Raw genomic sequence first — 26,930 nt, forward strand, 5'->3', positions numbered from 1 at the left:
CCTCCGTCGAGTTCAGCCGGCCCGGCCGGGCGGCCGGTGCAGCACCGGCGAGCCGTCGCCGAGCAGATCGAGCCGTTCGAGTCCCTGGCGGACCCGGTCGGTCAGCAGGTCGATGTGGTCGAGTGCGCTCACGACCCGGGTGAACACGGTCCGCCGGTAGGCGACCATGGCCCGGTCGCTCGCCGCGTACTGGACGCCCGCCGCGTGGTCGACCTCCAGGCGCTCCCACAGGTCGCCGAGCAGGAAGCGCCGGCGCATGAGGGCGGCCGCGTCGAGGACCAGTTCCTCGCGGTCGGCGCGTTCGGCGCTGGTGAGTTCGCGGTGGACCTCGCGCAGCGAGAGCACCCCGAACGAGACGTGGCGGGCCTCGTCCCGGGCGACCAGGGTGGTGATGCGGCGGATGAGCGGGTCGTGGAAGGTGGTGCCCGCGAGCCGGAACGCCGCCATCGCGAGGGCCTCCACGACGATCTGCATGCCGAGCGCGGTGATGTCCCAGCGGGCGTCGGACAGGACGTCCTTCAGCAGGGCGTGCAGCGCCTCGTTCACGGCGTACGGCTGTGGGATCTTCTCCCGCAGATAGCGCGAGAAGACCTCGACGTGCCGGGCCTCGTCGGTGACCTGGCTCGCCGCGCACAGCTTGGACTCGACGTCGGGCAGTTCCTGGACGAGCCGGGCGGCCGCGACGAGCGCCGCCTGTTCGCCGTGCAGGAACTGGCTGACCAGCCAGCTCTGCAGCTCCCACCGGAAGGTGTCCCACATGGGCCGGCCCCGCACCGCCATCGGCGAGGCCTCGAAGGAGGTCCGGGCGAAGTCCGTGCCGTCCGGCAGCGGTTCGCCGAAGGGCACCACCGCCGTCCAGTCCACGTCCTCGGCGGCGCTCCACTGCTGCTCCTGGGCCCGCTGGTAGAGGCGTTGCAGCTGGGGCGTGCGCGGTGTGTAGTCCCAGGACAGTCGGGTGTGTGCCGGTGTCGTCATGTCGAGGTCCCGCATGCCGGGGACGCTAGCAGCGCACGGCGCGGTACCAGCGGTTTCTTTCAATGCCGCCAAGTATCTTTCAGTCCCCGAAGCCCGCTCGGTGACGGTCGGTAGCTTGAGCGCCGTGGGGAATTCCGAAGAGCGCGAGACCGAACCTTCCGTGGGACAGCGGCTGTTGTGGTTCCTCGATCGCTATCGCGGTCAGGACGGAGCCCTCAACTGCCCCATGATGTGCCGCATTCGAGGGCCGTTGGATCATTCCGTTCTCAGCACGGCACTGGACCGGGTATCGGCCCGTCATGACGCCTTGCGCACGGTATTCAGCGGCGGCGGCAGAAAGCTGCGCCAGATCGTGCGGGAACCGCACCCGGTGGCGCTGCGCCATGTCGATCTGCGGGGCGAGCCGGATGCCGAATCCGCGGTGCGGGACCGCATTTCCGAGGAGCTCGCCACCCGGATCGACGCCACCGAGGACGCGGTGCGCTGCACGCTGTGGCAGGTCGCGGACGACGAGCACGTGCTGTGTGTCAACATGCACCATCTGGTCACCGACTCCTGGTCCTGCGGCGTCGTCTTCCAGGACCTGTGCGCCGTACTCGACCGGCTGGCCGGCGGCACCAAGGAGCTTCCCGACCCCGGCTGGCAGTTCACCGAGTTCGCCGAGTGGCAGCGCGGCGCCCTGGAAAGCGGCGAGCTGAAGAAACAACTGGACTACTGGCGGCGGGAGTTGGACGGCCTCGCGCTGCCCCCGCTGCCTTCGCGGGCCGACCCCGGCCCCCGCAGGACCGCGCTCGTGCGCGGCGAGCTGTCCGCCGCGACCGTCGCGGCACTGCGCTCGCTGTCCGTCGGCCGGGGCAGTTCGCTGTTCGCCGCCATGCTGACCCTGTACTACGCCACGCTGCACCGCACGACCGGACGCACCGATCTGGCGGTGGCCTCCCTCTACGCCAACCGGCTGCGGCCGCAGACCCGCCGCACGGTGGGCTTCCTCGCCAACATGGTCGTCCTGCGCACCCGCATCACCCCCTCCGCGCCGGTCCTGGACGCGCTGAAAACCACGCATGCGACCGTCGTGGGCGGCTTCCTCAACCAGGGAATTCCCTATCAGCTGCTGCCGCTTCCCGGTTCGGGAAACGACGGAGCGCGAGCCGACGACATCGTCTTCCAGATGCTGGCCGAACCGGTCTACAGCATCACCGTCGGCGATCTCGACATAGAAGTCCTGGTGCCTGACGGAGTGGGCAGCAGATTCGAGCTGGAACTGGTCCTGGTGCCGCACAGCGAGGGATTCCATGTCCTGCTCTTCTACAACGAGGGCCGATTCACCCCTGCCTTCGCCGAGGAATTCGTCCAACGCTTCGTGGCCGCCTCCGAATTGGTCGCCAAGAACGCGGACCTGCCCGTCAGCCGGATCTGTTGACCACCATCGGGGGCACCCATGGGAATTTCGCTCGATGACATGCGCAGGGCCGTCGCGGACCTGCTGGAGGAACCCGTCGCGTCCATCCTCGACGACGACGACCTGGTGGCCCGGGGTCTGGATTCGATGGGCGTCATGCGGCTCGCCGGGCTGTGGCGCCGGGAGGGCGTCGCGGTCACGTTCGGCGAATTGATCGAGCGGCCCCGGCTGTGCGACTGGTGGACGCTGGCGAGCGGCCGCGCGGGCGGCCAGAACGGCGACAAGCCCCGGGACACCGACGCCGGAACCGTCCTCGACGACGCGTACACGGAGCTCGACGAGCGGGCACCCTTCCCGCTGGCCCCCATGCAGTACGCCTACTGGATCGGCCGGGCCGAGGGACAGGCGCTGGGCTCCGGGAGCCACTTCTACTTCGAGTTCGACGGCCCCGCCCTGGACCCCGACCGCCTCGATGCAGCGCTGCGGTCCCTCACCGCCCGGCACCCCATGCTGCGGGCCCGCTTCCTCGACGACGGCACCCAGCGCATCGACGAGTCCCCCACCGGCCTGGCCGGCACGCACGACCTTCGCGAGCTGGCGCCCGGCGCGCGGGAATCCGAACTGACGCGTCTGCGGCACGAGTTGTCGCACCAGCGCATGGACGCGGCGCGCGGCCAGGTACTCGACGTCCGGCTCACGCTGCTCCCCGGCGGCGCCGGGCGGCTGCACATCGACATCGACATGCTGGTCTGTGACGCGATGAGCTTCCGCATCGTGATCGCGGATCTGGCCCGCCACTACGACCGCCCGGACGAGCGTCCCGAGCCGTCCGCCTACAGCTACCGGCGCTACCTCGCCGAGCGCTCCGCACGCCCCGCCGAGGGACGCGAACGGGACCGTGCCTACTGGACGTCACGGCTTGCCACGCTGCCGAGCGGACCCCAACTCCCGCTGGCCGCGGCCCCGGAGCAGATCCGCTCCGCGCGCACGACCCGGCGCAGCCATCTGCTCGACGCCGCCGAACGCGAGCGGCTCCTCACCCACTCCCGTGCGCACGGAGTCAGCCCCTCCATGGCGCTCGCCGCCTGTTACGCCCAGGTGCTGGCTCTGTGGAGCGCCGAGGAGCGCTTCCTGCTCAACCTGCCGCTCTTCGACCGCGATCCCGTGCACCCCGAAGTGCCCTCCCTGGTGGGCGACTTCACGAGTCTGCTGCTGCTGACCGTTGAGCCGGAGGCGGAGGCTTCCTTCGCCGCACGGGCCCGCCGGGTGCAGGCCGGGTTCCGTGAGGCCGCCGCGCACGGCGACTATCCCGGCACCGACGTGCTGCGCGACCTGGCCCGCACCCGGCGGGGCGCGGCCCTCGCCCCGGTCGTGTTCACCAGCGCCCTCAGCATGGGCGAACTGTTCGGACCTGAGGTGCGGGGCGTTCTGGGCGAGCCCGCCTGGATGAGCTCCCAGACGCCGCAGGTGTGGATGGACCTCCAGGTGGTGGAGGAGGCCGACGGGGTCCGGCTCAACTGGGAGGCGGTGGACGCGCTCTTCCCGGAGGGCGCCGTCGACGCGATGTTCGCGGCCCTGCGCACCCTGGTGTCCCATCTGACCGCCCCCGGCGCCGACTGGGACGGCCCGCTGCCCGATCTGCTCCCGGCGCACCAGCGCCAGGTGCGCCAGGCGGTGAACGCCACCGCCCGCGAACTGCCCGTCGCCCCGCTGCACGGCGCGTTCTTCGCGCGGGCCGCGTCCGAGCCCGGCCGGGCGGCACTCCTGTGGCACGGCGGTGCGCTCAGCTACGGCGAGGTCGCCGAACGGGCCCTGCGCCTCGCCGGGTGGCTGCGCGAGCGCGGCCTGGCGCCGGGCGAGACGGTCCTTGTCACCCTGCCCAAGGGCCCGGACCAGATCGTCTCGGTCCTCGGGGTGCTCGCGGCGGGCGGCGTCTACGTACCGGTCGGGGTGGACCAGCCCGCCGAGCGCCGGGCCCGCATCCAGGACTCCAGCGGCGCCCGCGTCGAGGTCACCGCCGCCACACTCGCCGAGTCCGCCTCCGCGCACCCGCTCGACGCACCCGTGGCCCCCGCCCCCGACGCACCCGCGTACCTGATCTACACCTCGGGCTCCACCGGCGTGCCGAAGGGGGTCGTGGTCCCCCACCGGGCGGCCGTCAACACCATCGCCGCACTGGGCGAGCACTTCTCGGTGGGGCCCGACGACCGGACCCTCGCGGTGTCCGCACTCGACTTCGACCTGTCCGTCTACGACATCTTCGGCCCACTGTCGGCCGGGGGCGCCGTCGTCTGTGTGAGCGAGCCCGAGCGGCGCGACGCCCGGGCCTGGCTGGCACTCGTACGGGAACACCGCGTCACGGTCGTCAACTGCGTGCCCACCCTGTTCGCCATGCTCCTTGAGGCCGCGCGGGCCGACGGTCGCGCACCCAGTCTCCGGGTGGCCCTGCTCGGCGGCGACCGGGTGCCGGTCACCCTGGCCGAGCAGGCGGCGGAGGTCTTCCCCGGGCTGCGCTTCGCCGGGCTCGGCGGCACCACCGAGACCGCCATCCACTCCACCGTTCAAGAAGTCAACAGGGCTTTCCCGCACGGCAGTTGCGTGCCGTACGGCGTGCCGCTCGCCAACCAGCGGTGCCGGGTGGCCGACCCGTACGGCCACGACCGGCCGGACTGGGTGCCGGGCGAGCTGTGGATCGGCGGCGCCTCGGTGGCCGACGGTTACCGGGGGGATCCGGAGCGCACCGCCGACCGGTTCGTCACGCACGAGGGCCTGCGCTGGTACCGCACGGGTGACCTGGCCCGCTACTGGCCCGACGGCACCCTCGAATTCCTCGGCAGGTCCGACTTCCAGGTCAAGATCCGCGGGCATCGCATCGAGCCCGGCGAGATCGAGGCCGCCCTCGTCTCCCACCCGGACGTCGCCGCGGCAGCCGTCGTCCCGGTCGGGGACGAACCGCGCCGGCTCGCCGCGGCCGTGGTGCCGGGTCCCGACGCGGCCGAGCGGGAAGAGGGCAGTCGGCCACCCGAGGGTGACGACCAGTTCGCCACCTCGCTGCGTGAGCATCTGGCGGCGCTGCTCCCGGCCCACATGGTCCCCGACCTGATCACCGCCGTGGCCGCGCTGCCGCTCAACGCCAACGCGAAGGTGGACCGCGCGGCTCTGACGGAGCTGCTGTCCGGCGCACCCCGCGCGAGCACCGCCCATGTGCCGCCGGAAGGCCCCGTCGAGGCGGCCGTCGCGGCACTGTGGGAAGAGCTGCTCGGCACCGAACGGGTGGGCCGCACGGACGACTTCTTCGCGCTCGGCGGCGACAGCCTGCTCGCCACCCGGCTGCTCACCCGGCTCAAGGCCGAGGGCCTGCACGACGCCGACCTCGGGCGCCTGTTCGCCGCGCCCACCCTGCGGGACTTCGCCGCCGGCCTCACCCCGGGCCGTCCGACCCGGCTGCCCACCGTCACCGCCGACCTGGCCCGGCGCGGCGAGCCGTTCCCGGCGACCGACGTCCAGCGTGCCTACTGGCTCGGCCGGGGCTCCGACTTCACCCTGGGCGGCGTCGGATCTTACTGGTACTGGGAGTTCGACGGTCAGGGCGTGGACCTCGCCCTCCTTGAGGACGTGTGGAACCGGCTCGTGGAGCGGCACGAGATGATGCGGGCCGTCTTCGACGACGACGGCAACCAGAAGATCCTGCCGAAGGTGCCCCGGTTCCACCTCACCGTCACGGACGCGGCTCCCGGGGACGAGGAGTCGGCGCTCGCCGCCCAGCGCGCCGCCATGGACCACCGGGTCTTCGACGTGGGCAGCTGGCCGCTGTTCGACCTCGCCGCCACCCGGTACGGCGGGGGCCGTACCCGGATCGCCTTCGGCTTCGACTACATCGTGCTCGACGCGTTGAGCATCATGACCCTGTTCTGGGAGCTGTCCACCCTCTACCGCGCTCCGCGCACTCAACTTCCGTCCCTGGGAGTCTCGTTCAGGGACTACGTCCTTCAGGCCGCGCCCGCCGACGACGACCTCGCGGCCGACCGGGACTACTGGCGGGCCCGGCTCGACGACCTGCCGCCCGCCCCCGCGCTGCCGCTCGCCGTGGACCCGGCCCTGGTGACCGCGCCCCGCTTCGCCCGGCGCGAGTTCGCCCTGGAGCCCGACACCTGGGCGACGCTCACCGCGCGGGGCCGCGAGGTGGGGCTCACCCCCTCCGCGCTGCTGGCCACCGCGTTCGCCGACGTACTCGCCGCCTGGAGCGCGCACCCGGACGTCACCTTGAACCTGACGCTGTTCGACCGGCGTGAGGTGCACCCCGACATCAACGACATCGTGGGCGACTTCACCTCGCTGCTCCTGGTCGGCCACCGGCCGCGAGCAGGTGAGGGCTGGGCGTCCGCGGCCCGCCGCTTCCAGCAGCAGATCTGGGACGGACTCCAGCACAGCTCGGTCTCGGCGATCTGGGTGCTGCGCGAACTCGCCCTGCGCGACGGGGTGATGGACTCGCCGATGCCCGTCGTGTTCACCAGCACGCTCGGCGTCTCGGACAAGCTCGCCGATCTGAGCATGCCGTTCGGGGAGCAGGTCTACGGCCTCTCCCAGACCCCGCAGGTCTGGCTGGACTGCCAGGTGGTCGAGCGGGACGGCGGGCTCGCCATCAACTGGGACGTGGTGGAGGAGCTGTTCCCCGACGGCGTCGTGGCCGACATGTTCGGCGCGTACGAGCAGCTGCTGCGCACCCTGTGCGCGGCGGACTGGGGTGCCGAGGTGACCGTCCCGCTGCCGGCCGCGCAGCGGGAGGCCCGCGCCGCCGCCAACGCCACCGCGGCGCCGGCCGGCGGCGGGCTGCTGCACCAGGCGTTCTTCGCACGGGCCCGCAGCGCCCCGGAGCGACCGGCGCTGCTGTGGGGCGAGTCCGGCACACAGGACTACGCGGGCCTGGCCGCTCGCGCCCTGGCGGTCGCCGGGGCGCTGCGGGAGGCGGGGGTGCGGCCCGCGGACATGGTGGCCGTGGTCCTGCCCAAGGGTCCCGACCAGATCGCCGCGGTGCTCGGTGTCCTTGCCGCGGGGGCCGGGTACGTTCCGGTGGGCGTGGACCAGCCGTCCGCACGCCGCGCCCGCATCCTGGCCAACGCCGGGGCGCGGGTGGCGCTCACCCGCGGCGCCTCAGGGGACTGGCCCGCGGGGGTCCAACTGGTGGACGTGGCCGATGCGTTCGGCGCCGAGCCGCTGGCCGGGCCCGTAGAGGTCCCCGAGGACACGCTCGCGTACACCATCTTCACCTCGGGCTCCACGGGCGAGCCGAAGGGCGTCGAGATCACCCACCGGGCCGCCGCCAACACCGTCGAGGACATCAACGAGCGGTTCGGCGTGGGTGCTGAGGACCGTGTCCTGGCCGTCTCCGCGCTCGACTTCGACCTGTCCGTCTACGACATCTTCGGGCCGCTGTCGGCGGGCGGGGCGCTCGTCCTCGTCGCCGAGGAGGACCGCCGCGAGGCGCACCGCTGGGTCGGCTCGGTCCGCGAGCACCGGGTCACCCTGTGGAACACGGTGCCCGCGCTGCTCGACATGCTCCTGGTGGCGGCGGGCGACGGTCCCGCGCTCGCCGGGCTGCGCCTGGCGCTGGTCTCCGGCGACTGGGTCGGCCTGGATCTGCCGGACCGGCTCGCCGAGCGGGCTCCGCGCTGCCGCCTGGTGGCCCTGGGCGGCGCCACGGAGGCCGCCATCTGGTCCAACTACCATGTGGTGGAAGGTCTGTTGGAGAACTGGCCGTCCATTCCCTACGGCACTCCGCTGCGCAATCAGCGCTATCGGGTGGCCGACGCCCACACCCGGGACTGCCCCGACTGGGTGCCGGGTGAGCTGTGGATCGGCGGCGCCGGGGTGGCCGAGGGCTACCGGGGCGACCCGGTGCGCACGGCCGAGCGGTTCGTCACGCACGCGGGAGAGCGCTGGTACCGCACCGGTGACCTCGGACGCTACCGGCCGGGGGCGGTACTTGAGTTCCTGGGCCGTGCCGACCACCAGGTGAAGGTGGGCGGGCACCGCATCGAACTGGGCGAGATCGAGGCGGCGCTCGGCTCGGCGCCGGGCGTGGCCCGCGCGGTGGCGCTCACCGTCGGGCAGCGCCCGCGCCATCACATCGTCGCCTTCGTCGTCTCCGACACCGGCATCGCGCCCGACACCGAGGCGCTGCGTGCCGCGCTCGACGAGCGGCTGCCGCACTACATGATTCCGGACCGGATCGAGGCCGTGGAGCGACTGCCGCTCACCGCCAACGGCAAGGTGGACCGTGCCGCGCTCACCGACCTCGCCGTCGGAGCGGGCGCCGGGCCGGACCGGGGCGAGCCTCCCCGAGGAGAGCTCGAACAGCTGGTCGCCGGCGTCTTCGGCGCGGTTCTGGAGACCGACCGGGTGGGACGCGGCGAGAGCTTCTTCCTGCTCGGCGGGGACAGCCTCACCGCCACCCGTGCCGCAGAAGAGCTGTACCGGGCCACCGGACTGCGATTGACACTGCGTCAGTTCTTTGCCGCGCCCACCGTGAGCGCGCTCGCCGCGCTCGTCCAGGAGCAACGGAACACGACCGCCCTGACCGCCATGGAAGAGGGAACCCTATGAACATCGCCGGGCTCTTGGCCGAACTGGAGGCCGCCGGGGTCGAGTTGTGGGAGGACTCGGGACGTCTGCGGTTCCGCGCCCCCCAGGGCGCGCTGACCGACGAACGCCGCGAGGCACTGCGCGCCCACAAGGAGCAGGTGCTCGACCACCTGCGCGAGGAGCGCACCCGCACCACCGTCGTGCACCACCCCGGCGACCGCCACACCCCGTTCCCGCTGACCGATGTGCAGACCGCCTATCTGCTCGGCCGCAAGGACCTCTTCGCGTACGGCGGCGTCGCCTGCCACGCGTATGGGGAACTGCGCTTCACCAGCCTCGACGCGGCCCGGATGGAGCAGGCCTGGCAGCGGCTGATCGAGCGGCACGACATGCTGCGGGCCGTCGTCGACGAGGAGGGCTCCCAGCGGGTGCTGACCGCGGTGGCCCCGTACCGCATCGAGGTCACGGACCTGCGCGAGAGCACCGCGGAGCGGGCCGGGGCGGCGCTCGCCGCGCAGCGGGACGAGATGGACCACGAGATCAGGCCGGCCGGCGTGTGGCCGCTGTTCGAGCTGCGGGCCACCCTCTTCGCCGACCACGCGCTGCTGCACGTCTCGCTGGACTTCCTGATCGCCGACTACGTGTCGATCAACCTCCTGCTCGACGAACTGCGCACCCTGTACGCGGACCCGTCCGCCCAGCTGCCCGAACTGCCCGTCACCTTCCGGGACTACCTGCTCGCCGAGCGCGGACTGCGCCAGAGCACCCGCTACGAGCGGGACCGCGCCTACTGGCTGGACCGCGTGGACGACCTGCCCCCGGCCCCCGCGTTCCCGATGCGGGACACCCCGGCCGCCGAGGGCCCGGCCCGGTTCGTACGCCATCGGATGGCACTGTCCCGGCCGGACTGGCAGTCACTGCGCGACACCGCGACCGCGCGCGGCCTCACCCCGTCGGGTGCGGTGCTCGCCGCGTACGCGGAGGTCATCGGCCGCTGGTGCAACCGGCAGCGCTTCACGCTCGACCTCACGCTTCTGAACCGGCTGCCGCTGCACCCCCAAGTCGGCTCCCTGGTGGGCGACTTCACCTCCGTCGAGCTGCTTGAGGTCGACCGTTCGTCCGGCGCCACGTTCGCCGAGCGGGGCAAGGAGCTGGTGGGCCGGCTCTTCGAGGACCTCGACCACCGGCTGTTCACCGGCGTCGAGGTGATGCGCGAGATCGCCCGCAGGCGCGGCCAGGACGCGGCCCTGATGCCGGTCGTCTTCACCAGCGCCATCGGGCTCGGGGACGCGGCCTCCGCCCCGGCCGACGACACCGAGGGCCGGCTGGTGCACGGCATCAGCCAGACCCCGCAGGTGTGGATCGACTGCCAGGTCATGGAGGACCGCGAGGGCCTCTCGCTCAACTGGGACGTCCGCGAGGGCGTCCTCGCGGACGGGGTGGTGGACGCGATGTTCGCCTCCTTCCGGTCGCTCGTGGAGCGGATGGCCGCCGACCCCGGCGTGTGGGACCTGGCGGTGCCGACCGAGCTGCCCGCCGAGCAGAGCGCGCGCCGCGCGGAGGCCAACGCCACCGAGGGGCCGTTGTCCGAAGCCCTTCTGCACGAGGGCGCGTTCGCGGCCGCCGCCCGCGCTCCCGAAAGCCCCGCCGTGATCAGCGGCGACCGGGTCCTCACCCACGGCGAGGTGGCCGCCCGGGCGCACGCCGTCGCCGCCGCCCTCAAGGGTGCGGGGTGCGCGCCGGGCGATCTGGTGGGCGTCGTGATGGACAAGAGCTGGGAACAGGTGGTGGCCGTCCTCGGTACCCTGCTCGCCGGCGCGGTCTACGTCCCGGTCGACACCCACCAGCCCGAGGCGCGCCGTGAGCAGATGCTCCGGGACGCCAAGGTCGGCTGTGCGCTGGTCCGTTCGGGCCGCACCGTCCTGCCCGACGGCGTCACCGCCATCGAGGTGGACACGCTGGACCCCGCGCCGAGCGCCCCGGTCGCCCGGCTGCGCGCGCCCGACGACCTCGCCTATGTCATCTACACCTCCGGGTCGACGGGCAGTCCCAAGGGCGTCATGATCAGCCACCGCGGCGCGGTGAACACCATCGACGACATCAACGAGCGGTTCGCGGTGGGCCGGGGCGACCGCGTCCTCGCCCTCGCCAACCTCGGCTTCGACCTGTCCGTCTACGACGTGTTCGGGGTGCTCGCCGCGGGCGGCGCGCTCGTGCTGCCCGATCCCGACCGGCGCGCCGACCCCTCGCACTGGGCCGACCTCGTCGCGAGGCACGGGGTCACCCTGTGGAACTCCGTCCCCGCACAGCTGCACATGGTCAACGAGTACCTCGGCACCGAACCCGTACCGCTGCCCTCGCTGCGCCTGGCGCTGCTGTCAGGTGACTGGATACCGGTGTCGCTTCCCGACTCCATCCGCGCCAAGGTGCCGGGCCTGACCGTGACGTCCCTGGGCGGCGCGACCGAGGCGTCCATCTGGTCGATCCTGCACCCCATCGACGAGGTGACCCCCGGCCTGCCGTCGATCCCGTACGGGCGGCCCCTCACCAACCAGCGCTTCCACGTCCTGGACGCGGCGATGGAGCCCTGTCCCGACCTGGTGGCGGGCGAGCTGTACATCGCGGGCATCGGGCTCGCGCTCGGCTACCTCGGCGACGAGGCCAGGACCGCCGAGCGCTTCCTGACCCACCCGCGCAGCGGCGAGCGGCTCTACCGCACCGGGGACCTGGGACGGTATCTGCCCGACGGGGAGATCGAGTTCCTCGGCCGCGACGACCGCCAGGTCAAGATCCGGGGCCACCGCATCGAGACGGCGGAGGTCGAGGCGGCCCTGCGCAGCCACCCGGCCGTGGCCGACTGCGTGGTGCTCGTCGAGGGTGAACGCCCCTGGGAGCGGCGCCTGATGGCGTTCGCCGAGACGGCGCGCGTGCCCGCGGGTGCCGCCGAGCGGGACAGCGCCCTGGTCGAGGCGGTGACCGCCGACGGCGAGGAGGTACGGGCCGGGGTGAACGCCGAGCAGGTCGTCGGGTTCGCCCGCCGTCTGGACGAGGCGGCGCTGCTCGCGATGATGGACGTGCTCCAGAACAGCGGCCTGTTCGCCACGCCGGACGACCGGCACTCGCTCGGGACCATCCTGTCGTCCGCGGGCGTGGCACCCAAGCACCACCGCCTGGTGCGCCGTTGGCTCGCCGCCCTCGAACGCGAGGGATACGTGGAGCGCTCGCCGGGGGACGGCGACTACCGCGCCCTTCGCCGGGCGGAGCCCGGTTCGGTCGACGAGGCGTGGCTGCGGGTCGACGAGGCGCTGCCCACCGCGCAGGACGGCTCGGAACTCCTCAGCTACTTCCGCACCGCCACGGCCCACCTGCCGCAGCTGCTCCGCGACGAGCAGGACCCCGTCCAACTCCTCTTCCCCGAGGGCCGGTTGGAGATCCAGGAAGCGGCCTACACCGAGGGCTTCCTCAACTCCTACCTCAACCGGGTCGCCACCTCCGTCGTCCAGCGGATCGCCCAGGAGCACGCCCCGCGCGGCACCCTGCGCCTGCTCGAAGTCGGCGCGGGCGTCGGCGGAGTGAGCGTGGAGGCGGTGCCGCGGCTCGCCGGCAACGACTGCTCGTACCTGTTCACCGACGTGTCGCAGTTCTTCCTGAACAAGGCCGCCGAGCGCTTCACCGACTTCCCGTGGGTCAACTACCAGCTCTTCGACATGAACGAGGAGTACCGCCCGCAGGGCATCGAGCCCAACTCGCTGGACGTCATCCTGTGCGGCAACGTCATGCACTACTCGCGCAACGCCTCGGTGGTCCTGGGCCGGATGCGGGAGATGCTCGCGCCGGGCGGCTGGCTCATCTTCATCGAGACGACCCGGGACAACTACCAGATCCTGACGTCGATGGAGTTCCTCTTCGACGCCACCAACGGCGACTTCGAGGACGTGCGCAAGGGAGCGGACCAGACCTTCGTCGCCCGTGACCAGTGGCTCGACCTGATCGAGGGGGCCGGCGGCGAGACCGTCGTGTGCCTGCCGGACACCAAGGACCCGCTGTCCACCATCGGCATGCACGTCTTCGCGGTGCAGTTCAAGCAGGACCGGGTGCCGGTGAGCGCCGCCGAGGTGCTCGGACACGTCGCCGAGCGGCTGCCGGAGGAGATGGTCCCGGCCCACCTCCAGCTGGTCGACGCCCTGCCGCTCACCGACAACGGCAAGACCGACCGGCGCACCCTCGCCTCCTGGCTGCTGCCCAAGGGCGCCGTCGAGCAGCGCGCGGGGGCGGGCGACCGGGTGCCGATGACCGACCTGGAGCAGCGCATCCAGGCCGCCTGGTGCACGGTGCTCGGCACCACCGCGGTCGGCCGCGAGGAGACCTTCTACGAGGCCGGCGGCGACTCGCTGCTCGCCGCCCAGGTGGTGGGCGTGCTGCGCGAGGAGGTGGCCGAGGCCAAGCACACCTTCTTCGACGAACTGCTGCGCGAGGTCCTCAACGGCGCCTCCGTGGCCCGGCTCGCCGCCCTGCTGTCCACCGGCCGGATCGCCGGCGAGCAGACCGCGGCACAGGAGAGTGCCCCGGCCGCCCCCGACGCGTACCTCGGCGGCGGGGACGACGAGGGCGTGTGGGCCACCTGTGCCGAGGGGTTCGGCACGGCCGAGCGATATGCCGCACTGTGCGATCCCCTGGAGGAGTCGGGTCCGCTGCTCGATCTCTCGGCGAGCCATCCGCTGACCGACTACGCGGACGCCACACCGGCCGTGCTCATCGAGCGCATCGCGCACGACCGGGCCAAGACCCTGCGGGCCACCGGCCACACCCGCTTCCACCTGGTGGGGGCGCATGTGGGCGGGGTGCTCGCCGCCGAGACGGCGCGGCTGCTCGCGGAGGGCGGCGCCGAGGTCGACCTCACGGTGATCAGCAGCTATCCGCTGCCGGCCGTGGTCGAGGACGACGCGTTCGCCGAGTACCTCTTCGCCCTCGGCGCGGGCCTCGACCCGGCCGTGCTTGGACTGCCCGGGGACGCACTGGTCGGGCCCGCGCTCGCCGCCGTGCTCGCCGCGACGCCCGGTCAGGTGCCCGACGGGGCCCTGGCCCGCCTCGACGGCCCGCACGCCCAACTCGCCGCTTCCTTCGGCCAGTACGCGGCCCGGCCCGAGCAGGAGCGGCTCGCGGCGCTCGCCGCCGCGCTCGGCACCGACGCCCAGGCGCTCGTTCCGCGGCTGCGGGCCGGGCGGGCGCTGGCCGACGCCTGCGCCGTGCACCGCCCGGAGGCGTACGCGGGTGACCTCACCCTGGTCCTGCACACCGACGAGATCGCGCTGTGGCCGACGCTGCGCGCGGACACGACCGAGTGGTGGAGCGCCGGGTGTCTGGGTGAGGTGCGACGGCTCGACGCCCCCGGCACCCACTTCGACTGCCTGGATCCGGCGCGTGCCGCCCGCATCGCGGCCCTGCTCACCGATGCCCGTACGGAGAAGGAGAACCAAGCGTGAACACTCCGACCATCGCGGTCCTCGGAGGCTATGGCGCGGTGGGCCGCGTCGTGGCCCAGGAACTGGCCTCCGCACACCCCGGGGCGACGCTGCGCGTCGGCGGCCGCGACCCCGGTCAGGCCGAGGCACTGGCGGCCGAGCTCAAGGCGACCGGCAGGCCGGGACCCGTCGAATCCGCCCGGGCGGACACCGCGGACGCGGCCTCGCTCGACGCCTTCTGCCGGGACAGCCACATCGTGGTGAACTGCGCGGGCCCGTCCTACGTCGTCCTGGACACCGTGGCCCGCGTCGCCCTTGCGGCGGGCGCCGACTACGTGGACGCCGGCGGCGACGAGCCCGTACACCGGGCCCTGTCCGAGCAGCGGCTCGCCGAGGGCGGCCGTACCGCGCTGCTCACGGCGGGCATGATGCCCGGGCTCACCGGGCTCCTGCCGCGCTGGCTCGCCGCCCAGGACCTGAGCGAGCCGAGCCGGCTCACCGCCTACGCGGGCACCATGGACCGGCTCACCCCGGCGGGCGCCGCCGACTATCTGCTCAGCCTCGGCGGCGGCTACGGGGAGGCCCAATCGGCGTGGCGGGACGGGGCACGGGTGCTGCGCGCGCTCACCCCGCTCGCCGATGTGCGCCTCCCGTTCTTCCCCGGCACCGTCAGCGCGTACCCGTATCTGAGCTACGAGATCGAGCGGCTCGCCCGGGACCTCGGGCTGTCCACGGTGGACTGGTACAACGTGTTCGACGGCGGCTCCCACATGCTCAAGACGCTCAGCCGGCTGCAGGGCGCCATGGCCGGACAGAGCGATCTGACACCGGCCGCCCGTGAACTCATCGACGCGGCAGCCCTGGACCTGTTCGGCCGCGCCCCCTACCAGCTCTTCGCCCTGGAGCTGACAGGCCGTCACGCGGGGGCGCCCGCGACCCGCAGCCTCGTGCTGCGGGCCGGCGACACCTACCGGCTCACCGGGCTCGTCGCGGCCCTCGCGGCGAGCGCACTGGTGGACGGCTCGGTACCGTCCGGTGTGCACTACGCGGCCGATGTGCTCGACCCTTCCTCGGTGGTGGAACGGGTGGCGAAGCTGGACGAGGTGTCCCTGTTCGAGACCTACCGCGTCCCGCTCGCCGAAGCCGGTGACACCGAGGAGGGCGAGCTGTGAGCGCGGCCGGGCGGCGGCCCCGGCTGGTGGTGTGCGGCACCAAGTTCGGCCGGATCTACCTCGCCGGGGCCGCCCGCGCCGACTCGCCGTACGAACCGGCGGGCGTGCTCGCCCGGGGCAGCGAACGCTCGCGCCGGGTCGCCGAGCACTACGGGGTGCCGCTGTTCACCGACGTGGACGCCGTACCCAAGGACGTGGAGGCGTGCGCCGTGGTCGTGGGCGCCGGGATCAACGGCGGTCCCGGCGCCCGTCTCGCCCAGGACCTGATGGCCCGCGGGCACCACGTCCTCCAGGAACACCCGCTGCACCAGCAGGAGTTGGCCGACTGTCTGCGGGCCGCCCGCGAACACCGGGTGGCCTACCGGCTGAACACGCACTACCCGCACGTGGAACCGGTGCGCAGGTTCATCGCCACGGCACGGCGGCTGCTGGCCGGCCAGCGGCCGCTGCACATCGACGCGGCGTGCTCCTTCCAGGTGCTCTACACCGCCTTCGACATCATCGGCCGCGTCCTGGGCCAAGTACGCCCCTTCGCCCTCGGTGCGCTCTCTCAACTCCCGCCGAGTGCCGCCGAGTTGACGGAGTCGGTACCCGTGTACCGAAGCCTGGACGGGGTGGTCGGCGGGGTGCCGCTCAGTCTGCGGCTCCAGAACGACATGGACCCCGGCGACCCCGACAACCACATCCATCTCTTCCACCGGATCACCCTGCACACCGAGGGCGGCCACCTCACCCTCGCCAACACCCACGGCCCGCTGCTGTGGAGCCCCCGCCCGCACATGCCGCAGGACATCCGCACCACCGCCACCCTGGCCGAGTCGGCGGACCCCTACTTCGCCTTCCCCAGCGCCGAACCGCTCGGCCCGGCCACCGCGCCGGACCAGCGGGGCATCCTGGGCGAGCTGTGGCCCCAGGCCGCGGCACGCGCGCTCGGGACGCTGCGGGCGGCCGTCGAAGCGGGCGAGGACTCCGCCAAGGAGGGCCAGTACCACTTGGCGCTGTGCCGGCTGACCGCGGAGGCCACCGAGCGGTTCGGCCCCGTACGTCTGCACCGGGGCAGCGCCCCCCAGGTACTGGCCGGCTCCGCGGTCGACGCGGGCCCGGGCGAACCCGACCCGAGGAGCGGCCCGTGAACAGGCCACCGGGCGCGGACGCGCCCTACCGCACCTGGTTCCGCTGCTACTGGCCCCGGCCGGGAGCGCGCCGACGCCTCGTGATCTTCCCGCACGGCGGCGGCTCGGCCAGCTTCTACCGTCCGTTCGCCAAACGCATGCCGCCGTGGGTGGAGCCGGTCGTCGTCCAGTATCCGGGGCGCGAGGACCGGCTCGAAGAGCCGCACATCGACGACATGGACCGGCTCGTGGGACGCATCACCGAAGCACTGCTCCCGGCCTTCGACCGCGAGGTGCTGTTCTTCGGCCACAGCATGGGCGCGGCCGTCGCCCACGAAGTGGCGGCGCGTCTGGAGGCCCGGCACGGCGTGGGCCCTTCCCTGCTCGGCGTCTCCGGCCGCCCGGCACCGCGCTTCCACAAGCCCGGCGACAAGCACCTCGACGACGCGGCCCTGTGGTACGAACTGTCCCGGCTCGGCGCGACCCCCGCCGCACTGCTCGGCAACGCGCAGGTGCGCAAGGTGGTCCTGCCCACCCTGCGCGCCGACTACCGCCTGGTCGAGCGGTACCGGCCGCGCCTGGACACCCGGGTGAGCTGCACGGTCGCCGCGTGCCTGGGCGACAAGGACCCCGAGGTCACCGAGCCGGAGGCGCGGGCCTGGGCCGAAGCGACCGGCGGCGCCTTCGCGTTCCGCCTCTTCGACGGGGACCACTTCTACCTCCGCGGCCAGGAAGAGGCCCTCGCCTCCTGGCTGCTGACCACCGCCGACAGGGAGAACCCATGATCGTCAGGCCCAAGGTCGACGCGTACGCCGAGGAGTTCTCCACCGGCGAGCCGCCCTGGCTCGCCGCGCTCGCCGAGGAGACCCGCAAGGTCTGCGATCTGCCGCAGATGATGGTGGGTCCGATGGAGGGCCGCTTCCTTTCGATGCTCCTCCACATGCTGCGCCCGCGACGGGTCCTGGAGATCGGCACGTTCACCGGCTATTCCGCCCTGTCGATGGCGGCCCAACTCCCGCCCGACGGACACCTGGTGACGTGCGAGATCGACCCGGTCCACGCCGAGATCGCCCGCCGGCACATCGCGGCCTCCCCCTGGGCGGACCGGATCGAGCTGCGCGAAGGCCCGGCGCTCGATCAACTGGACGATGTCCAGGGCCCGTTCGACTTCGTCTTCCTGGACGCCGACAAGACGGGGTACAGCGCGTACTACGACCGGGTGCTGCCGCTGCTCTCGGAGCGCGGGGTCATCGCGGCGGACAACGTCCTCCAGTTCGGCGGGGTGGCCAACCCCCTGGACCAGAACGAGGACACCGTCGCACTGCGGGCCTTCAACGAGAAGGTGCGCGACGACCCGAGGGTCGAGCAGGTCGTGCTCACCGTGCGGGAAGGCATCACGCTCATCCGGCGCGTGTAGGCCCCGCATCACGTGGGCCGGGTTCTTTTCGGCCAGTGAAAGAATTCCTCTCCCTCCTCCGGCGGCGCCCTAACGTAAGCCGCGACGGCACGTCCGGAGACCGCGACCCACGCGGCCGCCTGCGTCGGAGCGCAGGTCCAGGTCGCCCGTCCACGGATCGCCGCCCGTCCACGGATCAAGGAAAGTGGGCCACACGTCCATGAGCCTCCACGGAAAGAGCATGGTGGTCACCGGCGCCGGCACCGGAATCGGACGGGCCGTCGCCCGCAGGCTGCTGGCCGCGGGAGCTTCGGTGACCCTGGTCGGCCGCCGGGCCGAGGCGCTGCGCGAGGCGGCGGACGCCGAGGGCGGCGAGCGGGCCCAGGTCCACCCCGCCGACGTCAGCGCCGAGCACGGGGCGCGGTCCGCGGTCGAGGCCGCCGTCGAGCGGTTCGGCGCGGTGGACGGCCTGGTCAACAACGCGGGTCTCGCCCGGTTCGCGCCGATCGAGAAGGCCGACCTGGCCGACTTGGAGGCGATGCTGGGCGTGAACCTGCTCGGCCCCGTCCACCTCATCCGCGCGGCGCTGCCCGAACTGCGCGCGCGGCAGGGCGCCGTAGTGAACGTCTCGTCGGTCGGCGGGGCGCTCGCGATGCCGGGCCGCTCCCTGTACGGGGCGACGAAGGCGGCGCTCAACAGCCTGACCCGCTCGCTGGCGCGTGAACTCGCGCCGCAGGTAAGGGTCAACGCCATTCTGCCGGGCCCGGTGGACACCCCCATGTACGGGGACCTGGGCCTCGACGAGCGAGCCACCCGCGACCTGGTCGCGGACATGGTCGAGGCGACCCCGCTCGGTCGCTTCGGAACACCCGACGACATCGCCGGGTGGGTGTGCAATCTGCTGGACCCGGAAGCCTCGGGCTGGGTCACCGGTGCGCTGGTCGCCATCGACGGGGGACGTAGCGCGTGATCACCGAATCGGAAAGCGGCGACGCGGAAGGAATCAGGCACATGGAAACCGTTGACGGCACCACCGAGACAGTCATCGAGGAAAGCACCATCTACACCCGCGAGGAGTTCCGCACCATCGACGTGGGCGCCATCATGCGCGACGGCCACCCCGACATCTCCGACGGCGACCTGCTCATCGTGGAGCGCGTCGCGGCCCGGCGCGCGGAACTCGGGCGGCCGCTCACCGTCATGGACGTCGGCTCGGGCTCGGGCGTGCTCGCCGGAATGATCGCCGACCGGCTGCCGGACTGCCGGGTGATCGCCAACGACGTGGCACGCAACCCGCTGGAGCAGGCACGTGACCGGCTCGCGGACAAGCCGGGCGCCGAGGTGTACGGCTCCCCGTTCGAGCAGTGGCAGGAGCCGCTCGACGTCATGATCTCGTGGGGCAGCCACCACCACCTGCCGCACAACCACCTCGCGCACGCCCGCCAACTCCTCGGCGAGCACGGCCTGTTGATTCTCGGCGACGAGTTCTGTCCGGAGTACTGCACTCCCGAGGACGCCGTACGGTTGAAGTCCGCCGAGGTCATCGAGCTGGGCGGCGGCTACCTGCTCGCCAGCGACGAGGAGATAGCGGCGTACCACAAGGACGGCTCGGTCCCCGAGTGGTCCCGCGAGCTGGAGACCCGCCGCCGCAAGACCCTGTGGAACTGGTACAAGTTCGTCATCGACTACGCCATCGAGCGCGACAACTGGATGGTCGCGATCGCGGAGATGCAGATCACCAAGGACGACGTGGTGACTTCCTTCGAGGAGGAGCACAAGCTCTCCCCGCTGATCGTCGAGCACGAACTGGCCGTCAACGGCTTCCAGCAGCGCGCCAAGCACGTCATCGGCGACCGCGAGCCGGCCCTGCAGAGCTTCTTCGTCTACGAGTTCACCGTCGCCGGGGCCGAGGGCCCCGTGGCCGGTCAGGGACGTTCGTGAGCGCCGTGTCGCGGGCCGGCACCATCCCCTCCTCCTGCCTGCACGAGGTCTTCAACGCGGCGGAGCGACGGGAGCGGGCCACCGGGCGCCCGGTCATCAAACTCCACGTCGGAGAGCCCTACTTCAAGCCGCCGCGCGAGGTCGCCGAGGCCACGGCGGAGGCCGTGCGCACCGGCCGCACCGCGTACACCTCGGCCGAGGGGATGCCCGCGCTGCGCGAGGCGCTGGCCGTCAAGCTGGAGATGGAGAACGGCCACCGCACCTCGCCCGACCACATCTTCGTGACCCCGGGCTCCTGCCAGGGCCTGGCCGCCCTGATGCAGTCCATGGCGGAGCCCGGCGACGAACTGCTGCTGCCGGAGCTGCACTGGCCGATCCACCTCCAGCAGTGCCTGCTCGCCGGATTCCGCCCGGTCTTCTATCCCCTGGGCCCCGACTACCGCCCGAGCGCCGAAGGCATCCGGGCGGCCATCACTCCGCGGACCCGGGCGATCCTCATCAACTCCCCCGCCAACCCGACCGGCGCCGTCCTCGGCGCCGAGGCGCTGGCCGCGATCCTGGCGGTGGCCCAGGAACGCGACGTCCAGATCATCAGCGACGAGGCGTACGAGCACTTCGTCTACGACGGCGAGCACACCTCGTTCGCCTCGTTGGAGCGCGGGCTCCCGGAGCACGAGCGCCGGATCTCCTCGACGTTCTCCTTCTCCAAGAGCCTCGCCATGACCGGGTACCGGCTCGGCTATGTGGTGACCCCGCACCGCCGGGCCGCCGACGCCATGCGGGTGGTGCAGGAGGCGAGCCTGGTCAGCCCGTCGACGCCGGTCCAGTACGCGGGCCTGACCGCGCTCAAGTCGCGCGACAGCGCGGTGCACAACGCGGCCCTCGTGCGGGCCAACCGCGACCGGGCGCTGCCGGCCCTGCGGGACGCCGGGCTGCTCGCGGAGCTCCCGCAGGGCGGCTGGTACGCGGTCCTCGACGTCGCGGGGGTGTGCGACGACGCCGAGGTCTTCGTCCAGGGTCTGCTCGAACAGTACGACGTGGGCCTCGCGCCGGCCGCCGGCTTCGCGCTGCGTCCGGTGGTCTCCGAGTCGGTCCGGACGCTCTCCGCCGAACCGGCCCCCGGGGCGAGGACCCTGGTGCGCCTCGCGTTCTGCGGTGATCCCCAGGAACTGGACACCGGCGTCGAGCGCCTGCTCGCCTACACCGCGGAGCGCCGGGCGAGCGGCGGACACCCGTGAGCCCGCCCGACTACGGGCGGTACCTCCGTCTGGAACAGCTGCTCGGCCTCCAGCACCCGCTCTATCCGGCGGACAAGGACAGGGCGGTCGAGACGGCCGAGCGCTTCTTCATCGTCGCCCACCAGACGAGCGAACTCTGGCTGGCGCAGGCCGCCGTGGACATCGACGCGGCGGTGGACGCGCTCGCGGAGGCGGACGGCTCGCCGAACTGGGACGGCCCCGAGCGCGCCCTGGAACACCTGGGCCGGGTGACCGGGATGGTCCGCATCCTGGACGAGACCGTACGGCTCCTGGAACGCCTGCCCATCCAGCACTTCGCGGCGTTCCGCGGCTATCTCGGCACGGCGAGCGGCGCCCAGTCGCAGGGCTTCCACGCCCTGGACGACCGGCTCGGCACCGCGTCCGACGGGGCGACGAGCCCGCTGTACAGCGCCTATCTCAAGGCGCTGGCCGCCCGGGCGACCGATGTCGAGGAGGTGTGCGAGCGGGGCGCGGCCGGTGCTGGTGTGGAGCACCGGCTGGCGGAGGCGATGCTGGACGTCGGCTACTCGTTCTGGCGCTGGAAGCTCACCCACCTCTCCCTCGTGGACCGCACCGTCGGCACCCTGCGGGGCACGGCGGGCACCACCGGACTGTCCTATCTGGCGGCCCGGATCCGCATGCCCTTCCCGGAGCTCCGCGCGGTCAGGGAGGACCAGCACACGGCTCAGCAGTAGCACGCCCCAACACCCCCGAGCGCAGGCCGGATTCGTCCGGCCTGCGCTTCGCCGTGTGCCGGCACCGGGGCGGGTGTGTCCAGAGCTGCGGACGCGTGTGTAAGGACCGGACGCCAGAACTACTCACATCACCCCACACGTCCCGATCCGGACATCCACGGGCATATTCCGGCCGGGTATCCCCAACATCGTTGCCCCGCACAGCCAGTTCACAGGATCGTCGTCCTGGGCGAAATGACCTTTCGGTTCGGACTCGACCCGACCCTCGCATGAACTCCCATGAAGGAGAACTCGTGATCTCGAAGCGCAAGAAAGCCGCACGTTCCCTCGCCGTCGCGTTCGCCGCGACAGCGGCGATCAGCTTCGGCATGCCGACCGGCAATGCCTTCGCCATCGACCACGTCGAGTGCCGCGGCGGGGAGAACTTCCTGAAGATCTGGTCGCACAGCGGCGGCAGGCAGAGCGTCGACTGCTATGCGAACAAGGGCCGGACGAACTTCGGCGGCTGGTGGGTCGACCGGATCTCCACGGGCAACAACGACTTGATCTACTACGACGCCAACGGCGACTCGGTGAAGGTCAACCGCTGGACCGACATCACCTTCCCGAACCGTCCGCCCAAGGTCAACTCCATCGAGATCCTCTGACGAAATGACGGCCGCCCTCCCCGGACCGGGGATCGACGGCCCGCCAACTCAGCTCGCATGAAACACATGTGACGAACCATCACCATCAGCCGCGCCCTCCCCGTCGTGCACCGACAGCCCCGCCAGGCGCAGGGCCCGCAGCATGGCGGGGAGGTCCCAGTGGTCGTACGCGGAGCCGGCCACCAGGGACTCCACCGTCTCCGCCGTCAGTTCGCCCCGTTCAGCGCGGTCCAGAAGCGTCTCCGGGTCGATGTCCGCCTCCTCGTCGAGCTCGATGGCGTCCAGCACGTCGCCCCGGTCGGTGAACCGGCTCATCCCGCAGTCCAGGCCGTCGTCGTCGAGGCTCTCGGGATACGGGGAGCGCGCCCAGGCTCCGTTCTCGTACCAGTAGACGCAGCCGAGCTCATAGCCCTCGATCAGATCGCGGAGCCTCTCGAACGGGAGCCACTGCGGGGCGCCGGCCAGCATGTCGATGGCGGGCTCGTGCCACTTGACGTCGCTCGACTCGTCCTCCCCGTAGAGCACGAACCGGCCCGGCCCCCTTCTGGCCAGGGTCCACCACGTACAGCCGCAGTCGTCGAGGTGGAGCCCGCCGGCGTCGGCCCAGTGGCCCGTGCGATGCACGGAGGGTGTGTTCTCCTCCTCGGTCGACGCCTCCAGGACCGCGAGCAGGCCCCAGCGCGCCCACAGGAGCTCCGGCTCCGGCAGGTCTCCGGGCAGGCCCGGCCGGTGGATCGTCATGGTTCCCCCCGTGGGAAGGTGCTTCCAGGCAAGTGGTCCGAGCCTAACGGGCCGGTACGACAGCCAGGTCGGAGCACCTGTCCCGGCCCGGAGCGGCTGCCGTTGGGCCTCCCCCGTTCGGCGCAGTCCGGCGCGCCGCGGTGCGGCCGGGCACCTTGACTGGTGGCGTGGACACCGATACCAAGCCCTCTGCCGCCGCCTACCGCAACCTGGTGATGGCGACGGTCGGGTTCACGCTGACGTTCTGGGCGTGGGACCTGATCGCTCCCCTGGCCGGTGACTACAAGGACCGGCTGCACCTCAGCTCGCTGCAACAGTCGCTGCTCGTCGCGGTCCCGGTGCTCGTCGGGTCGCTCGGGCGGATTCCGGTCGGCGCCCTCACCGACCGCTACGGCGCGAAGCTGATGTTCCCGCTGATGTCGGCGCTCACCATCGTGCCGGTCCTCCTGCTGATCCCGGCGCGCAACAGCTACGGCCTGATGCTCGTGGTCGGCTTCCTGCTGGGCCTCGGCGGCACCACGTTCGCGATCGGCATCCCGCTCGTCAACTCCTGGTTCCCGCCGCACAAGCGGGGCTTCGCGCTCGGCGTGTTCGGCATGGGCATGGGCGGCGTCGCGCTGTCCGGATACCTCACGCCCCGCATCGCCAAGCACGGCTACCACGTGCCGTTCCTCGTCGTGGCGATCGCCCTCGCCGCCTACGCCGTCCTCGCGGCACTGCTGATCACGGACCGGCCCGACCGGCCCGTCCCCACGGCGTCGCTCGCCACCCGGCTCGGGAGCGCGGGACGGCTGCGCGTGACGTGGGAACTGTCCGCGCTGTACGCGATCGGCTTCGGCGGCATCGTCGCGTTCGGCGTGTACCTGCCCACGTATCTGAAGACCTGGTACGAGCTGTCGCCGACGGACGCCGGGTCCAAGGCCGCGGGGTTCGCGCTGGCGACCGTCGTCTTCCGCCCGATCGGCGGCTGGCTCTCGGACCGCATCCACCCGGCCGTGGTGACGGCCGTCGCGCTCGGTCTGGTCGCCCTGCTGGCGATCGTGCAGGCCTTCGACCCCACCCTGTACCCCGGCGGCACCATCGCCCTGCTCTGCATGGGCGCCGGCCTCGGCACGGCCAGCGGCAGCGTGTTCGCCCTCGTCTCCCAGGTGACGCCCCAGCCCCAAGTGGGCAGCGTGACCGGCATCGTGGGAGCGATGGGCGGGCTGGGCGGCTTCGTGCCGCCGCTGGTCATGGGCGCGATCTACAGCGCGAAGGGCTCGTACTCGATCGGCTTCATGCTCCTGTCCGATCTGGCCCTCGCGGGCTGTGTCTACGCCTTCACCCGCATGCGGACCACCCGCCCCGCCCCCGACCCGCTGCCCAGCGTCGTGCCCGACGCGGAGGCCGGGGCACCGCGGGGGCAGTGACCTCGCTGGAGCCCCGCGTCCGGTCGCACGGCCCGGAGCGCGCGAGGCCCCGATCAGGCGGCGGGGTCGGTCAGTTCGTCCGGCAGGGGTCTGCAGTGGACGATCTCCAGGCCCGACACCGCCCGGGTCAGGACCACATAGAGACGGTGCAGTCCCCGGCCCTCCGACGCGGCGATCGCGGCGGGTTCGACGGCCACGACGTGGTCGTATTCGAGGCCCTTGGCCAGCGTTGCGGGCAGCAGGGCGACGCGGGCCCCGGCGGTCGTGTCGATGGCCGCCGAAGCCAGGGCCTCGGCGAGGGCGGGCACATCGCGGTCCGCGGCGATCACGCCCACCGAGCCCTCTCTGCCCAGCGCCGCCCGCACCGCGTCGACCGCCGCGGACGGCAGCTCGTGCGGCGCCGCTACCCGTCGGCGGCTCAACCGGCCGTCCCCGCGCAGTGATTGACCGTACGGAACGTCCACGTCCAGAGCGGGGAGCAGCCGGTTGGCCAGCTCCACGATCGCAGCCGGCACCCGGAACCCCGTGGTCAGCGGGACCACCACGGCATCCGGCTTGCCCAGATGACTCAGCTGGGTGTGCCAGTCGCGGGCCGCCCACGGCGTGGTGCCCTGGGCCAGGTCGCCGAGCACTGTCAGCGAGCCGAACACCGCGCGCCGGGCGATCGCACGGCACTGCATCGGGGACAGGTCCTGTGCCTCGTCGACGACGATGTGCCCATAGCCTTCCGGGTGTTCGATGAGCCCGGACACCTCGTCGAGCAGCACCAGGTCGGCCGCCGACCACTTGGCCGACTTCCACGAGCGCGGCGGCTTCGTCCAGAGCAGCTCCTTCTGCTCCCCGGAGTCCAGGATGCCGTCGGCCGCCGCCGCCAACGCCCTTTCGTCGGTGAGCAGTTCGGCCAGCACCTCCTCCGGCTTCACCCTCGGCCACACCGTGTCGACGTAGTCCTTGACCGGACGGGCCCTGGTGATCTTCTGGAGCCAGACGTTGTTCATGGGCCCGGCCCGCCGTTCGGCCTGGAGCTGGATCGCCCGGACCGCCCGGCTGCGCACCCGCTCCCGGCCGGTCGCGTACGGCGGCGCCTCCTCCCGCACCGCATCGACGATCGCCGCAAGGTCGTGCCGCCCCACCCGCCAGGTGTACGAACCCTCGCGCAGCGCGACGGAGTCGATCGGCCGGCCGATCCGCCCGTACAGGGCCCGGCGCAGCACCTCGGCCATCCGTACATCGTGCTTGACGGCCGCCGCCGCCGGTTCGTCGACCGCCCGCACCTCGCGGCCGCGCAGCTCGCGCACGACCTCCTCGTCCACGGTCGACTGCCGGATGTCGTTCTCGCCCAGCGCGGGGAGGACTTCGCAGACATAGGACAGGAAGGTGCGGTTGGGCCCGAGCACCAGGAGGCCGCGGCGCTGGATGCGCTGCGGATGGGTGTAGAGCAGGTATGCCGCCCGGTGCAGGCCCACGGCCGTCTTGCCGGTGCCGGGGGCACCCTGCACACAGACGGACCGGACGAGTTCGGCGCGGACGAGGTCGTCCTGCTCGGGCTGGATGGTCGCCGCGATGTCCCGCATGGGGCCGACGCGGGGGCGCTCGATCTCGCCGGTCAGGATCGCGCTCGCCCCGCTCGCCACCTCCCCGGCCGTGAGCCGCTCGTCCTCAAGACCGGTCAGGTCCTCGGCGGCCCCCCGGCTCCCCTGCGCCCAGCCGAACCTGCGGCGCACCTCGACGCCCTGCGGGTCGCGGGCGCTCGCCTGGTAGAAGCGGCGCGAGACGGGGGCCCGCCAGTCCACGACGAGGGGCGGGGCCGAGGGGTGCTCGCTGATGCGGCGTCGGCCGATGTGATAGCTCTGGCCCGCGTGGTCGGCGTCGGCCGTGGCGTCGAAGCCGAGCCGCCCGAAGAACAGCGGCCCTTCCGGCATTTCCCTCAACTCCTTGGCCCAGCTGCGGAGTTGATAGCCGAGGACCTCGGCGTCGGCGCCGGAGGCGAAGGCGTTCTCGCCGATGACGACGCGCTCGTCGGCGCCCTCGGTCATGGCAGCCAGGGCCGCCCGGCAGGTGTCGTGGTAGATCCGCTCCAGGTCGAGTGCACGGTCGAGCCGCCGGTCGAGTGACGTCATGTCGGCCAGAATAACGCAAC

16 protein-coding genes are annotated in these 26,930 nt (G+C 72.3%); 13 read left to right on the forward strand and 3 right to left on the reverse strand.

The window, feature by feature from the left end:
• Nucleotides 1–12: 12 nt before the first annotated feature.
• Nucleotides 13–990 carry a ferritin-like domain-containing protein gene (locus IE267_RS26750; RefSeq protein WP_167160344.1) on the reverse strand — a complete coding sequence of 326 codons (978 nt, stop codon included), beginning with the start codon at nt 988–990 and terminating at the stop codon, nt 13–15.
• Between IE267_RS26750 and IE267_RS26755 the strand changes: the two genes are divergently transcribed.
• The 12 genes from IE267_RS26755 to IE267_RS26810 all read left to right on the forward strand — a co-directional run bounded on the left by IE267_RS26755 (nt 989) and on the right by IE267_RS26810 (nt 22,640).
• A complete protein-coding gene (locus IE267_RS26755) occupies nt 989–2,395 on the forward strand; it encodes a condensation domain-containing protein (protein WP_268251596.1) in 1,407 nt (468 codons plus the stop codon). The genes IE267_RS26750 and IE267_RS26755 overlap by 2 nt on opposite strands.
• Nucleotides 2,396–2,434: 39 nt before the next feature.
• Nucleotides 2,435–8,977: a non-ribosomal peptide synthetase gene (locus IE267_RS26760; RefSeq protein ID WP_229861441.1), complete on the forward strand. Its 6,543-nt coding sequence runs from the start codon at nt 2,435–2,437 to the stop codon at nt 8,975–8,977.
• Entirely contained in the window at nt 8,974–14,439 is a 5,466-nt protein-coding gene (locus IE267_RS26765; protein WP_189764986.1) for a non-ribosomal peptide synthetase, read from the forward strand. Before IE267_RS26760 ends, IE267_RS26765 begins: the two co-directional genes overlap by 4 nt.
• The gene (locus tag IE267_RS26770) at nt 14,436–15,590 is read left to right on the forward strand and encodes a saccharopine dehydrogenase NADP-binding domain-containing protein (protein WP_161247242.1); all 1,155 of its coding nucleotides are present in this window, start codon (nt 14,436–14,438) and stop codon (nt 15,588–15,590) included. The genes IE267_RS26765 and IE267_RS26770 overlap by 4 nt, the downstream gene beginning before the upstream one ends.
• A complete protein-coding gene (locus IE267_RS26775; RefSeq protein WP_189764987.1) occupies nt 15,587–16,723 on the forward strand; it encodes a Gfo/Idh/MocA family oxidoreductase in 1,137 nt (378 codons plus the stop codon). The genes IE267_RS26770 and IE267_RS26775 overlap by 4 nt, the downstream gene beginning before the upstream one ends.
• Nucleotides 16,720–17,487: a thioesterase II family protein gene (locus IE267_RS26780; protein ID WP_189764988.1), complete on the forward strand. Its 768-nt coding sequence runs from the start codon at nt 16,720–16,722 to the stop codon at nt 17,485–17,487. The genes IE267_RS26775 and IE267_RS26780 overlap by 4 nt, the downstream gene beginning before the upstream one ends.
• The gene (locus IE267_RS26785; protein WP_189764989.1) at nt 17,484–18,119 is read left to right on the forward strand and encodes an O-methyltransferase; all 636 of its coding nucleotides are present in this window, start codon (nt 17,484–17,486) and stop codon (nt 18,117–18,119) included. Before IE267_RS26780 ends, IE267_RS26785 begins: the two co-directional genes overlap by 4 nt.
• 199 nt (nt 18,120–18,318) lie before the next feature.
• Complete coding sequence (locus tag IE267_RS26790) at nt 18,319–19,068, forward strand: SDR family NAD(P)-dependent oxidoreductase (protein ID WP_167160330.1); 750 nt, start codon at nt 18,319–18,321, stop codon at nt 19,066–19,068.
• A 41-nt stretch (nt 19,069–19,109) separates the two neighbouring features.
• Nucleotides 19,110–20,039 carry a class I SAM-dependent methyltransferase gene (locus IE267_RS26795; protein ID WP_167160328.1) on the forward strand — a complete coding sequence of 310 codons (930 nt, stop codon included), beginning with the start codon at nt 19,110–19,112 and terminating at the stop codon, nt 20,037–20,039.
• On the forward strand, nt 20,036–21,277 hold the full coding sequence (locus IE267_RS26800) for a pyridoxal phosphate-dependent aminotransferase (protein ID WP_189764990.1): 1,242 nt from the start codon (nt 20,036–20,038) through the stop codon (nt 21,275–21,277). Before IE267_RS26795 ends, IE267_RS26800 begins: the two co-directional genes overlap by 4 nt.
• Entirely contained in the window at nt 21,274–21,993 is a 720-nt protein-coding gene (locus tag IE267_RS26805) for a tryptophan 2,3-dioxygenase family protein (protein ID WP_167160324.1), read from the forward strand. Before IE267_RS26800 ends, IE267_RS26805 begins: the two co-directional genes overlap by 4 nt.
• A gap of 293 nt (nt 21,994–22,286) precedes the next feature.
• Complete coding sequence (locus tag IE267_RS26810) at nt 22,287–22,640, forward strand: beta/gamma crystallin domain-containing protein (protein WP_161252240.1); 354 nt, start codon at nt 22,287–22,289, stop codon at nt 22,638–22,640.
• 48 nt (nt 22,641–22,688) lie between these two features.
• Here IE267_RS26810 and IE267_RS26815 read toward each other — a convergent pair whose 3' ends face one another.
• The gene (locus tag IE267_RS26815; protein WP_229861442.1) at nt 22,689–23,381 is read right to left on the reverse strand and encodes a hypothetical protein; all 693 of its coding nucleotides are present in this window, start codon (nt 23,379–23,381) and stop codon (nt 22,689–22,691) included.
• A gap of 215 nt (nt 23,382–23,596) precedes the next feature.
• Between IE267_RS26815 and IE267_RS26820 the strand changes: the two genes are divergently transcribed.
• Nucleotides 23,597–24,790, forward strand: coding sequence for an MFS transporter (locus IE267_RS26820; RefSeq protein WP_189765148.1), 1,194 nt, complete (start codon nt 23,597–23,599; stop codon nt 24,788–24,790).
• 53 nt (nt 24,791–24,843) lie between these two features.
• On the opposite strand, the gene IE267_RS26825 is transcribed toward IE267_RS26820, so the two are convergent.
• On the reverse strand, nt 24,844–26,910 hold the full coding sequence (locus IE267_RS26825) for a HelD family protein (RefSeq protein ID WP_189764991.1): 2,067 nt from the start codon (nt 26,908–26,910) through the stop codon (nt 24,844–24,846).
• Nucleotides 26,911–26,930: the final 20 nt, after the last annotated feature.

Source organism: Streptomyces xanthochromogenes (assembly GCF_014650455.1).
Lineage (GTDB): Bacteria > Actinomycetota > Actinomycetes > Streptomycetales > Streptomycetaceae > Streptomyces > Streptomyces xanthochromogenes.

Bases quoted from the DNA above. Each gene is read 5' to 3' on its own strand.
- IE267_RS26755 (WP_268251596.1), top strand. From the start codon at position 989: ATGCCGGGGACGCTAGCAGCGCACGGCGCGGTACCAGCGGTTTCTTTC.
- IE267_RS26750 (WP_167160344.1), bottom strand. From the start codon at position 990: ATGCGGGACCTCGACATGACGACACCGGCACACACCCGACTGTCCTGG.
- IE267_RS26760 (WP_229861441.1), top strand. From the start codon at position 2,435: ATGCGCAGGGCCGTCGCGGACCTGCTGGAGGAACCCGTCGCGTCCATC.
- IE267_RS26765 (WP_189764986.1), top strand. From the start codon at position 8,974: ATGAACATCGCCGGGCTCTTGGCCGAACTGGAGGCCGCCGGGGTCGAG.
- IE267_RS26785 (WP_189764989.1), top strand. From the start codon at position 17,484: ATGATCGTCAGGCCCAAGGTCGACGCGTACGCCGAGGAGTTCTCCACC.
- IE267_RS26790 (WP_167160330.1), top strand. From the start codon at position 18,319: ATGAGCCTCCACGGAAAGAGCATGGTGGTCACCGGCGCCGGCACCGGA.
- IE267_RS26795 (WP_167160328.1), top strand. From the start codon at position 19,110: ATGGAAACCGTTGACGGCACCACCGAGACAGTCATCGAGGAAAGCACC.
- IE267_RS26815 (WP_229861442.1), bottom strand. From the start codon at position 23,381: ATGACGATCCACCGGCCGGGCCTGCCCGGAGACCTGCCGGAGCCGGAG.
- IE267_RS26820 (WP_189765148.1), top strand. From the start codon at position 23,597: ATGGCGACGGTCGGGTTCACGCTGACGTTCTGGGCGTGGGACCTGATC.
- IE267_RS26825 (WP_189764991.1), bottom strand. From the start codon at position 26,910: ATGACGTCACTCGACCGGCGGCTCGACCGTGCACTCGACCTGGAGCGG.